The following is a 12052-nucleotide window of genomic DNA, read 5'->3' as shown; positions in this document are numbered from 1 at the left end:
CACCGATAAAGGGCGCGTTTTGCACCGAAAAAACCCGCGCAAACGATCAACCGCGTCAGAAGTTACACAGATGCGACATTAAGGTACGTTCGTGCCACTGTTTCAGATTTGCAACCGCTCTGGATCTTGCATTGGGTATGGGGCCTGCATAAGTATCCGCAGGACGACTCACGAGGTCGCCCTCAAATCCAAAAATGACAACAAATCATGAGGCCAACATGCTTAAACACGCGGTCATTCCGTTTTTAGTCGGCGCCAGCTTATTAGCCAGCGCACCCTTCGCCCAAGCGGCGGCTAACCTGGTGTTCTGCTCCGAGGGCAGCCCGGCCGGTTTCGACCCGGGTCAATACACCACCGGAACCGACTTCGACGCCTCAGCCGAAACCATCTTCAACCGTCTGACCCAGTTCGAGCGTGGCGGTACCGCCGTGATCCCGGGCCTGGCGACCAAGTGGGACATTTCCGAAGATGGCCTGACCTACACCTTCCACCTGCGTGAAGGCGTCAAGTTCCATACGACCCCGTACTTCAAGCCGACCCGTACCTTCAACGCCGATGACGTGCTGTTCACCTTCAACCGCATGATCAGCAAGGACGATCCGTTCCGTAAGGCGTACCCGACCGAATTCCCGTACTTCACCGACATGGGCATGGACACCAACATCGCCAAGGTCGAGAAGCTGGACGACAAGACCGTCAGGTTCACCCTCAATGCCGTCGACGCTGCGTTCATCCAGAACATGGCCATGCACTTCGCCTCCATCCAGTCGGCCGAATACGCCGCTCAGCTGCTCAAGGAAGGCAAGCCCGCCGACATCAACCAGAAGCCCATCGGCACTGGTCCGTTCGTCTTCAAGAGCTACCAGAAAGACTCGAACATCCGCTTCACCGGCAACAAGGAATACTGGAACCCGGATGACGTGAAGATCGACAACCTGATCTTCGCCATCACCACCGACCCGTCGGTGCGTATCCAGAAGCTGAAGAAAAACGAATGCCAGGTCACCCTCTTCCCGCGTCCGGCCGATCTCAAGGCCATCCGTGAAGACAAGAACCTGAAGATGCCGGACCAACCGGGCTTCAACCTGGGCTACATCGCCTACAACGTGATGGACAAGATCAAGGGCAGCGACCAGCCCAACCCGATGGCCCAGCTGAAGGTGCGCCAGGCACTGGACATGGCCGTCAACAAGCAGCAGATCATCGATTCGGTGTACCAGGGCGCCGGCCAACTGGCCGTCAATGCCATGCCGCCTACCCAGTGGTCCTACGACACCACCATCAAGGATGCGCAGTACAACCCCGAGAAAGCCAAGGAACTGCTCAAGGAAGCGGGCATCAAGGAAGGCACCGAGATCACCCTGTGGGCGATGCCGGTCCAGCGCCCCTACAACCCGAACGCCAAGCTGATGGCCGAAATGCTGCAGTCCGACTGGGCCAAGATCGGCATCAAGGCCAAGATCGTGACCTACGAGTGGGGCGAGTACATCAAGCGTTCCAAGGGCGGCGAGAACGGCGCGATGCTGATCGGCTGGAGTGGCGACAACGGTGACCCGGACAACTGGCTCAACGTGCTGTTCGGTTGCGACTCGCTGCAGGGCAACAACTTCTCCAAGTGGTGCGACAAGAAGTTCGACGACATCGTCAAGCAGGCCAAGCGCACTTCGGACCAGTCCAAGCGCACCGAGCTGTACAAACAGGCACAACACATCCTCAAGGATGCGGTGCCGATGACACCTATCGCTCACTCGACGGTGTTCCAACCCATGCGCACCAATGTGCAGGACTTCAAGATCAGCCCGTTTGGCTTGAACTCCTTCTACGGTGTCAGCGTCGACAAATAAGGTATGCAACGGCGACGTTTCTTGACGTCGCCGTTGCTTTATCTGCCGAGACCCAGGAAATCGCCTACGTCCCTCAGGCCCTGTCCCAGGCTGCGACTTTCGCAAGCCTGATAGCAAGACCAGGACTATCGCCCTTTCTTACAAGTCTTTCAGGCGTTACGCATTTACGACCCGGCTCGCGACTCATACCGTCGAATCCTGGTCGATCTGCCGGCACCTGTGTCATCGCTGCACGCAATGGAATGAACCCAGTGACCCGGCCCTTCGGAAGGTTGCCGCCTCACTGTCAAACACCCCGAACGAGAGAGGGAGCGTCATGCGCCATACCCTGGTTTTATCCGCATTGCTGAGTACCGGCCTGCTGGCCACGACATCCGCGGCCCTGGCCGCCAACGGCAGCCTGGTGTTCTGCTCCGAAGGCAGTCCCGCCGGCTTCGACACGGCGCAATACACCACCGCCACCGACAACGATGCCGCCGAACCGCTGTACAACCGCCTGGCCGAGTTTGAAAAGGGCGCGACCAATGTCGTCCCAGGCCTGGCGACGAGCTGGGACATTTCCGAAGACGGCTTGAAATACACCTTCCACCTGCGCGAAGGCGTGAAATTCCATACCACCGACTACTTCACCCCGACCCGGGATTTCAACGCCGACGACGTGGTGTTCACCTTCACCCGCATGCTCGATCCGCAGCATCCGTTCCGCAAGGCCTACCCCACCGAGTTCCCCTATTTCAACGGCATGAGCCTGAACAAGAACATCGCCAAGGTGGAAAAGACCGGGCCGTTGACGGTGGTCATGACCCTCAACAGCGTGGACGCCGCGTTCATCCAGAACATCGCCATGAGCTTCGCCTCGATCCTGTCGGCCGAGTACGCCGACCAGTTGCTCAAGAACGGCAAGCCGAGCGACATCAACCAGAAACCCATCGGCACCGGGCCTTTCGAGTTCAAGAGCTACCAGAAGGATTCCAACATCCGCTACGTGGCCAACAAGCAGTACTGGGCGCCGGAGCGGGTCAAGCTGAACAACCTGATCTTCTCCATCAACACCGACGCTTCGGTGCGGGTGCAGAAGCTCAAGGCCAACGAATGCCAGGTCACCCTGCATCCGCGCCCGGCCGACGTGCCGGCGCTGAAGAACGACCCCAAGCTGCAGTTGATCGAACGACCCGGCTTCAACCTTGGCTATATCGCCTACAACACTCGCCACAAACCGTTCGACCAGGTCGAAGTACGCCGGGCACTGGACATGGCGGTGAACAAGCAGGGCATCCTCAATGCCGTGTACCAGGGCGCGGGGCAACTGGCACAGAACGCCATGCCACCGACCCAGTGGTCCTACGACGACACCATCAAGGACGCGCCCTACAACCCGGAAAAAGCCAAGGAGCTGCTCAAGGCCGCCGGGGTCAAGGAAGGCACCGAAATCACCCTGTGGGCCATGCCCGTGCAGCGCCCCTACAACCCCAACGCCAAGCTGATGGCCGAGATGCTCCAGGCCGACTGGGCGAAGATCGGCTTGAAAGTGAAGATCGTCAGCTACGAATGGGGCGAGTACATCAAGCGCACCAAGAACGGCGAACACGACATCAGCCTGATCGGCTGGACGGGCGACAACGGGGACCCGGACAATTGGCTCGGCACGCTGTACAGCTGTGATGCCATCGGTGGCAACAACTACTCCATGTGGTGCGACCAGGACTACGACAAGCTGATCAAGCAGGCCAAGGTCGTCACCGACCGCGACCAGCGCACCGTGCTCTACAAACAGGCCCAGCAGTTGCTCAAGCAGCAAGTGCCGATCACCCCTGTCGCTCACTCGACGGTCAACCAGCCGTTGAGCGCCAAAGTCGAAGGATTCAAGGTCAGCCCCTTCGGACGCAACGTGTTCTCCGGCGTCAGCCTGGCGCCATAACCCAACCATGCATTGGCGGGGGTCCCTTGCGGGACCCTCATGCAGCCGTTTTGCCTGAATTCGCCATTCATACACCCAGCAAACGTTTGCGAACTGTGATGAGTTGTAAAACCAAAGCCGTATCACCAAAAAAGACCGGCGTTAAATAAAGAAAGAAAAAGGAGCTTCACAATGAAATTAAGCAGCAGCGCGTTACTGGCCCTGGCCATCAGCAGCGTTACCGCGACCGCCTATGCGGAGTCGCAGAGCCAGGCGGTCACTCCTGTGACCCTCAAGACCACCAGCGCGCAAAGTGAAGCCACTGGTTTCATCGAAGGGCAATCGGTGACCGGCACTACCCGTAACTGGTATGCCAACGAGCAGTTCAAGCGCGGTACGAAACTCACCTATCGCAAGAACGGCGAAGCCCGTGAGACCGACCGCCGCATCAACTGGGTACAAGGCACCATCGTCAAGTACAACTCCGGTTTCACCGAAGGTACCGTGGGCTTCAGCACCGAATTGGCGGCCTACAACGCCATCGCCCTGGACCAGGACCGCAAGGACCTGGCGTCCAACAACGGCGGTGCCCCGACCACCCGTCCTGGCGCCGGCAACAACCGTACGCTGACCCGTGAAGGCGGCGACGCCGTCGGCCAATGGAGCAAACTGGGCCTGGCCAACGTCAAGGCGCGCGTTTCCAATACCACCCTGACCGCCGGCCGCCAGAACTTCAGCAGCCCGATGGTCGACGTCATCGGCAACCGTGCACTGCCCTCCAGCTTCCAGGGTGTGAGCCTGCACAGTGAAGAGTTCGAGAACCTGGCTTTCGATATCGCCACCTTCGACCGTAACTCGCCACGTACCGAACAGAGCCAGCGCAAGTTCCGCTCCGAATACGGTGACAGCAGTGTCGAGACCGATCACGTCAACACCGCCGGTATCACCTACCAGCCACTGGCCAGCCTGAAGACCAGTCTCTGGGCGACCGAAGCCGAGGACATGTGGAATCAGTACTACTTTGGCGCCACCCATGAACTGGGGGACAGCTCGGTGCTGAGCCTGACCACCGGCCTGAACTACTACAAGACCGTGGACTCGGGCAAAAGCAAGCTGGGCGAGATCGACAACGACACCTACTCCCTGTCGTTCGGACTGACCCACCAGGCCCACAGCCTGACGTTCTCCTACCAGGAAGTGAACGGCAACGAGTACTTCGACTACCTGCACGAGACCAACGGCATCTACCTGGCCAACTCCCTGCTGTCGGACTTCAACGGCCCGAACGAGAAATCCTTCCAGATCGCCTACGGCCTGAACATGGCCGAGTACGGTGTGCCTGGCCTGAAGTTCAACATCTACCAGGCGCGCGGCTGGGGTATCGACGGTACCCACTACAACAGCACCGGATATAGCGATGTGCGGGCGATGGACGGTGAACACCACTACGAATACGGCATCGGCGCGTCCTATGCCGTGCAGAGCGGCCCTTTGAAAGCCACTGCTATCCGAGCGACCTATACTGCCCACCGCGCCAGTGAAAACCAGGCCGACGGCAGCCTCAACGAGTTCCGCCTGGTCACCACCATCCCGTTCAACATTCTGTAAACCCTGCGCCGGGCGGTCGACTCACGAGGTCGGCCGCCCGGCTTTACCGTTACATCGATTGCAGAGGATTTGACGATGAACATGATTCCCCTACGCGCAGCCATCGCCGCCGCGTTGCTGAGTGTCGCCGTTGGCGCCACGGCCAAGCCCCTCGTGGTTTGCACAGAAGCCAGCCCGGAAGGCTTCGACATGGTCCAGTACACGACTGCAGTCACTGCCGACGCCGTGGCAGAAACCATTTTCAACCGCCTGGCCGACTTCAAGCCCGGCACCACCGAAGTGATTCCGGCCCTGGCCGAATCCTGGGACATCAGTGACGATGGCCTGACGTACACCTTCCACCTGCGCAAGGGCGTCAAGTTCCACACCACCGAATACTTCAAGCCGACCCGCGACATGAACGCCGACGACGTGGTCTGGAGTTTCCAGCGCCAGCTGGACCCGAACCACCCGTGGCACAAGCTGTCGAGCGTGGGCTTCCCCTACTTTGAAAGCATGGGTTTCAAAGAGCTGCTCAAAAGCGTCGAGAAAGTCGACGAACACACGGTCAAGTTCAGCCTGACCCGTCGCGAAGCGCCGTTCCTGGCCGACATCGCCATGGCCTTCTCCTCGATCTACCCGGCCGAATACGCCGACCAGTTGCTCAAGTCCGGCAAGACCGGCGATCTCAACAGCAAGCCGGTGGGCACCGGGCCGTTCGTCTTCCAGCGCTACAACAAGGATGCCCAGGTACGCTTCAAGGCCAACCCGGATTATTTCCGTGGCAAGCCGCCGGCCGATGCCCTGGTACTGGCCATCGCCACCGACAACAACGTCCGCCTGCAGAAACTCAAGGCCAACGAATGCCAGGTCGCGCTGTATCCCAAGCCCGATGACATTCCAAGCATCAAGAAAGACCCCAACCTGAAAGTCGATGAACTGGACGCCATGACCGTGTCCTACGTTGCCATGAACACCCAGCACAAGTACCTGAGCGACGTCCGGGTCCGCAAGGCCATCGACATCGCCTTCGACAAGGAAGCCTACGTCAATGCCCTGTTCGGCAAAGGCAACGCCACCGTCGGCGTCAACCCGTACCCGCCGACACTGCTGGGCTTCAATCATGAGCTGAAGAACCCGCCGCGGGACCTGGACAAGGCCCGCCAGTTGCTCAAGGAAGCCGGCGTGCCGGAAGGCACCGTGCTGACCCTGTTCACCCGCAACGGCGGCGGCCCGACCAACCCCAACCCGATGCTCGGCGCACAGATGATGCAGGCCGACCTGGCCAAGATCGGGCTCAAGGTGGACATCCGTGTGATGGAATGGGGCGAAATGCTCAAGCGCGCGAAAAACGGCGAGCACGATATGGTGTCCGCCGGATGGGCGGGCGACAACGGCGACCCGGATAACTTCCTGACGCCTATGCTCAGTTGCGAGGCGGCCAAGAACGGCGAAAACTACGCCCGCTGGTGCAACGAGAAATTCCAGGCGCTGATCGACCAGGCCCGCGCCACAGTGAACCCCGAAGAGCGGATCAAGCTCTATGAACAGGCCCAGGTGATTTTCAACCAGGACCAGCCATGGATCAGCATGGCCCACACCCGGATGTTCACGGCAATGCGCAAGAACGTAGAGGGCTACTCCATTAGCCCGCTCACCACCAATAACTTCGCCACCACCCAGGTGAAGTAGATAAGAAGATGCCCCGGCATCCCTGACCCCAGGGCTGCCGGGCACGCCTAACCGGCTGATGAGGTACACCTGAAGATGTTTAGTTTTATTGCCCGCCGACTGGGATTATTGATCCCCACGTTCTTCGGCATCACCTTGCTGACCTTCGCGTTGATTCGCATGATCCCCGGCGACCCCGTGGAAGTGATGATGGGCGAACGTCGGGTCGATCCCGAAATGCATGCTCAGGCAATGGAACGCCTTGGCCTGAACAAGCCGCTGTACGCCCAGTACCTGGACTACATCGGCAAACTGGCCCACGGCGATCTCGGCGAATCGCTGCGCACCCGTGAAAGCGTATGGACCGAGTTCAGCTCCCTGTTTCCCGCGACCCTGGAACTGTCCATGGCCGCCCTGTTGTTCGCCGGTATCCTGGGCCTGCTGGCCGGGGTGATCGCGGCACTCAAGCGAGGGTCCCTGTTCGACCATGGGGTGATGGGCGTCTCCCTGGCGGGTTATTCCATGCCGATCTTCTGGTGGGGCCTGATCCTGATCATGTTCTTCTCGGTGTCCCTGGGCTGGACCCCGGTGTCCGGACGGATCGACCTGCTCTACGACATCGAGCCGAAAACCGGCTTCATGCTGATCGACACCTTGCTGGCCGATGAGCCGGGCGCCTTCCTCGATGCCTTGCACCACCTGATCCTGCCGGCCATCGTGCTGGGCACCATTCCGCTGGCGGTGATCGCCCGGATGACCCGCTCCTCGATGCTGGAAGTGCTGCGCGAGGACTACATCCGTACCGCCCGGGCCAAAGGCCTTTCGCCGGCGCGCGTGGTATTCGTCCACGGCCTGCGCAACGCGCTGATCCCGGTACTGACCGTGGTCGGCCTGCAAGTCGGCACCCTGCTGGCCGGCGCGGTCCTGACCGAAACGATCTTCTCCTGGCCGGGCATCGGCAAGTGGCTGATCGAAGCCATCGGCGCCCGGGATTATCCCGTGGTGCAGAACGGCATCCTGTTAATCGCCTGCCTGGTGATTCTGGTCAACTTCGTCGTGGACATCCTCTACGGCTTTGCCAACCCACGTATCCGTCACCAGCGCTGAGATCAAATCAATGAGTACTCCAACTACCTCGGTAGCAGTCGATCAAAGCCTGCTGTACCCGTCCCCCTACAAAGAGTTCTGGCAGGCGTTTTCCCGCAACAAGGGCGCCGTGGCCGGGCTGATGTTCATGATCCTGGTGGTGTTCTGCGCGATCTTCGCGCCTTGGGTCGCCCCCCATGACCCGAGCGAGCAGTACCGCGACTTCCTGCTGACTCCGCCGGCCTGGCTCGAAGGCGGGCAGATCCAGTTCCTGCTGGGCACCGACGAACTGGGTCGCGACCTGCTGTCGCGCCTGATCCAGGGTTCGCGCCTGTCGCTGCTGATCGGTTTGTCGTCGGTGGTGATGTCGCTGATCCCGGGCATCCTGCTGGGGCTGTTCGCCGGGTTCTTCCCGCGGGTCCTCGGCCCGACCATCATGCGCCTGATGGACATCATGCTGGCCCTGCCTTCGCTGCTGCTGGCCGTGGCCATCGTCGCCATCCTCGGCCCAGGCCTGATCAACACCGTGATCGCCATCGCCATCGTTTCCCTGCCGTCCTACGTGCGCCTGACCCGCGCCGCGGTGATGGGCGAACTGAACCGCGACTACGTGACCGCCGCACGCCTGGCCGGCGCCGGCCTGCCGCGCCTGATGTTCATCACCGTGCTGCCCAACTGCATGGCGCCGCTGATCGTCCAGGCCACCCTGAGCTTCTCCTCGGCGATCCTCGACGCCGCCGCCCTGGGCTTCCTCGGCCTTGGCGTCCAGCCGCCCACCCCGGAGTGGGGCACCATGCTGGCTTCGGCCCGCGACTACATCGAACGCGCCTGGTGGGTGGTGAGCCTGCCCGGTTTGACCATTTTGCTCAGCGTGCTGGCAATCAACCTGATGGGCGACGGCCTGCGCGATGCGCTGGACCCGAAACTCAAGAATGCCGCCTGAGGAGATTCCCATGTCACTGCTAGAAATCAAGAATCTCAACGTCCGCTTCGGCGATGCCAACGCCGTTCCAGTGGTCGACGGCCTGGACCTGACCGTGGAAAAGGGTGAAGTGCTGGCCATCGTCGGCGAGTCGGGATCCGGCAAGTCCGTGACCATGATGGCGTTGATGGGTCTGATCGATCATCCCGGTATCGTCACGGCCGACGCGCTGAACTTCGACGGCAAGAACATGCTCAAGCTCAACAGCCGCCAGCGTCGGCAGATTGTCGGCAAGGACCTGGCGATGGTGTTCCAGGACCCGATGACCGCGCTCAACCCCAGCTATACCGTGGGTTTCCAGATCGAGGAAGTGCTGCGCCTGCACCTGAAGATGACCGGCAAGGCGGCCCGCAAGCGCGCCATCGAACTGCTGGAAAAAGTCGAGATCCCCGGCGCCGCCAACCGCATGGACGCCTACCCTCACCAACTGTCCGGTGGCATGAGCCAGCGCGTGGCGATTGCCATGGCCATCGCCGGCGAACCGAAGCTGCTGATCGCCGACGAACCCACCACCGCCCTGGACGTGACCATCCAGGCCCAGATCATGGACCTGCTGCTGGCGTTGCAGAAAGAGCAGAACATGGGTCTCGTGCTGATTACCCACGACCTAGCCGTGGTGGCCGAAACCGCCCAGCGCGTGTGCGTGATGTATGCCGGGCAGGCCGTGGAAGTGGGCAAGGTCCCGCAGTTGTTCGACATTCCCGCCCACCCGTACAGCGAAGCGTTGCTGGCGGCGATTCCGGAACACAGCATGGGTGCCGAGCGCCTGGCCACACTGCCGGGCATCGTCCCCGGTCGCTACGACCGTCCCCAGGGCTGCCTGCTGTCGCCGCGCTGTCCGTACGTGCAGGATAACTGCCGCCAGCAACGTCCCGCCCTCGACCCGAAAACCAACAGCCTCGCCCGCTGCTTCTACCCGTTGAACCAGGAGGTGGCGTGATGGCCGTCGTACTTACCGCCCGTGACCTGACCCGTCACTACGAAGTGTCCCGCGGCATGTTCAAGGGCCACGCCACCGTGCGCGCCCTCAATGGCGTGTCGTTCGAACTGGAGGCCGGCAAGACCCTGGCCGTGGTGGGCGAATCCGGTTGCGGCAAATCCACCCTCGCCCGGGCCCTGACGCTGATCGAGGAGCCGACCGCCGGTTCCCTGAAAATCGCCGGGCAGGAAGTGGCCGGCGCCAACAAGGCCGAGCGCAAGCAGTTGCGCAAGGACGTGCAGATGGTGTTCCAGAGCCCCTATGCGTCCCTCAACCCACGGCAGAAGATCGGCGATCAACTGGCCGAGCCGTTGTTGATCAACACCAGCCTGTCGGCTTCCGAACGGCGGGAAAAAGTCCAGGCGATGATGAAGCAGGTGGGCCTGCGCCCCGAGCATTACCAGCGCTATCCGCACATGTTCTCCGGCGGCCAGCGCCAGCGCATCGCCCTGGCCCGCGCCATGATGCTGCAGCCTAAGGTACTGGTGGCGGACGAACCGACTTCGGCCCTGGACGTGTCGATCCAGGCCCAGGTGCTGAACCTGTTCATGGACCTGCAGCAGGAATTCAACACCGCCTATGTGTTCATTTCCCACAACCTGGCGGTGGTGCAGCACGTCGCTGACGATGTGATGGTGATGTACCTCGGCCGTCCGGTGGAAATGGGCCCCAAGGAAGCCATCTACAGCCGCCCGCTGCACCCGTATACCCAGGCGCTGCTGTCGGCTACCCCGACCATCCATCCGGACCCGAACAAGCCGAAGATCAAGATCGTCGGCGAGCTGCCCAACCCGCTCAACCCACCACCCGGCTGCGCCTTCCACAAGCGCTGCCCTTACGCCACCGAGCGCTGCAAGACCGAAGAGCCGGCCCTGCGCCTGCTGGATAACCGTCAGGTAGCGTGTCACTACGCCGAGCAGTTCCTCGGCGGTGCGGCATAAGAGCCTGATTGGAAGGGCGGTATTGTCTATCAATGACACACCGCCCTTGTGGCGAGGGGATTCATCCCCGTTGGGCTGCGCAGCCCCCCTGAAAACTGACCATTCAATGTTCCAGACAAAAATCATGTCTGAAGTTTTGGGGGCTGCTTTGCAGCCCAGCGGGGATGAATCCCCTCGCCACAGGGTTCAGGCCAAGGCAAACCGCTGACGCATGCTCTTACCCCAGGGCGATGCCCCAATGGCCTGCCCCTCTCCTTTAATCCACACAGCCTGCCCATCGAGATTGACTTCAAAATTGAACCCCAGCAGCACCTGCCATTGCGCTGAGTCGGACGACGTAAAATCCACCCGCTCCCGGGTAATGGAACCGCCCTGCCAGTCCATGGTTCGCTCTCCCGCGATCTCATAGTAGGCGCCCGCGCCTTCAATAGAAGGAAACCGATAGACCTTCGGCTCCCGACCGCGCTCGGGAATATAGAAGATCAGCTCTCTCTGACGCCTATCGCCGCCTCTCCAACTGGCCTGGATCACAAAATCCTCACTGCTCTCGTCAGCCATCAACGTGAGCGAAGTTGAATCAAACGCGACGCCGCCTACCCATCCCTTCAAGTATCCCATCGCTTGTGCTGATTGGTCGTTGATGCTCATTTTTCTGCTCTCCACTCCCAGCTGAATCGCATTCGAGTTATAAGAGCCAACCGCACAAGCGTCTACTGTCAGACCTGACAGTGAATGATGGGTTTACCCGGACGCACACATAAAAAACGCCCTGTTACCAGGGCGTTTTTTATTGAAAGCAGCGAACCGCGACGCCTGGATCAGGTCTGGCTATCGCCCTCTTCATCCGTATCGATGGACGAGTCGTCATCGTCCGTATCGCCGGATGTCCCTTCGTCATTCGTCGCGATCATCATCGCGCCCTGCGTCACCTGGCCATTGAGCGCCTGCTTGTCATGTTCATCGCACTCGGCCCAGGCGAGCGATGAACCGAGGGACAGCATCACCAGCACTTTCAATACGAACATCATGTGCAGAAACCTGTTCATAGCCGATTCCTCTTGTCTG

General features: G+C 60.7%; 10 protein-coding genes. 8 read left to right on the top strand and 2 right to left on the bottom strand.

All coding sequences use genetic code 11. From position 1 onward, the window contains the following. Window positions 1-218 precede the first annotated feature (218 nt). The 8 genes from AC1M7R_RS15395 (at window position 219) to AC1M7R_RS15360 (ending at window position 10987) form a co-directional block, all read left to right on the top strand. Window positions 219-1844 (top strand): ABC transporter substrate-binding protein, encoded by a 1626-nt coding sequence (locus AC1M7R_RS15395; RefSeq protein ID WP_072388468.1) that lies wholly within the window; start codon window positions 219-221, stop codon window positions 1842-1844. Between the two features lie 316 nt (window positions 1845-2160). Next, window positions 2161-3762 carry an ABC transporter substrate-binding protein gene (locus tag AC1M7R_RS15390; protein ID WP_072430747.1) on the top strand — a complete coding sequence of 534 codons (1602 nt, stop codon included), beginning with the start codon at window positions 2161-2163 and terminating at the stop codon, window positions 3760-3762. A gap of 171 nt (window positions 3763-3933) precedes the next feature. After that, the gene (locus tag AC1M7R_RS15385; RefSeq protein ID WP_072388472.1) at window positions 3934-5349 is read left to right on the top strand and encodes an OprD family porin; all 1416 of its coding nucleotides are present in this window, start codon (window positions 3934-3936) and stop codon (window positions 5347-5349) included. A gap of 75 nt (window positions 5350-5424) precedes the next feature. Continuing rightward, window positions 5425-7020 (top strand): ABC transporter substrate-binding protein, encoded by a 1596-nt coding sequence (locus AC1M7R_RS15380; RefSeq protein WP_072430746.1) that lies wholly within the window; start codon window positions 5425-5427, stop codon window positions 7018-7020. A gap of 75 nt (window positions 7021-7095) precedes the next feature. After that, the gene (locus AC1M7R_RS15375; RefSeq protein ID WP_072388476.1) at window positions 7096-8106 is read left to right on the top strand and encodes an ABC transporter permease subunit; all 1011 of its coding nucleotides are present in this window, start codon (window positions 7096-7098) and stop codon (window positions 8104-8106) included. 10 nt (window positions 8107-8116) lie between these two features. Further along, on the top strand, window positions 8117-9028 hold the full coding sequence (locus AC1M7R_RS15370) for an ABC transporter permease subunit (protein ID WP_072388478.1): 912 nt from the start codon (window positions 8117-8119) through the stop codon (window positions 9026-9028). 10 nt (window positions 9029-9038) lie between these two features. Then, window positions 9039-10007, top strand: a complete 969-nt coding sequence (locus tag AC1M7R_RS15365) for an ABC transporter ATP-binding protein (RefSeq protein ID WP_072388480.1) — start codon at window positions 9039-9041, stop codon at window positions 10005-10007. Further along, a complete protein-coding gene (locus AC1M7R_RS15360) occupies window positions 10007-10987 on the top strand; it encodes a peptide ABC transporter ATP-binding protein (protein ID WP_072388482.1) in 981 nt (326 codons plus the stop codon). Before AC1M7R_RS15365 ends, AC1M7R_RS15360 begins: the two co-directional genes overlap by 1 nt. A 186-nt stretch (window positions 10988-11173) precedes the next feature. Here the strand turns inward: AC1M7R_RS15360 and AC1M7R_RS15355 are convergent, their stop codons facing one another. Together AC1M7R_RS15355 and AC1M7R_RS15350 are read right to left on the bottom strand one after the other, a co-directional pair. Beyond that, window positions 11174-11635, bottom strand: coding sequence for a hypothetical protein (locus AC1M7R_RS15355; RefSeq protein WP_337349502.1), 462 nt, complete (start codon window positions 11633-11635; stop codon window positions 11174-11176). 170 nt (window positions 11636-11805) lie between these two features. Further along, the gene (locus AC1M7R_RS15350; protein WP_072388486.1) at window positions 11806-12033 is read right to left on the bottom strand and encodes a hypothetical protein; all 228 of its coding nucleotides are present in this window, start codon (window positions 12031-12033) and stop codon (window positions 11806-11808) included. Window positions 12034-12052 lie beyond the last annotated feature (19 nt).

The sequence above is a fragment of the Pseudomonas sp. MS01C9 genome, from assembly GCF_058202755.1.
Note: the sequence above shows the minus strand (reverse complement) of the source record. Positions and strands in the feature narration are given on the sequence as shown.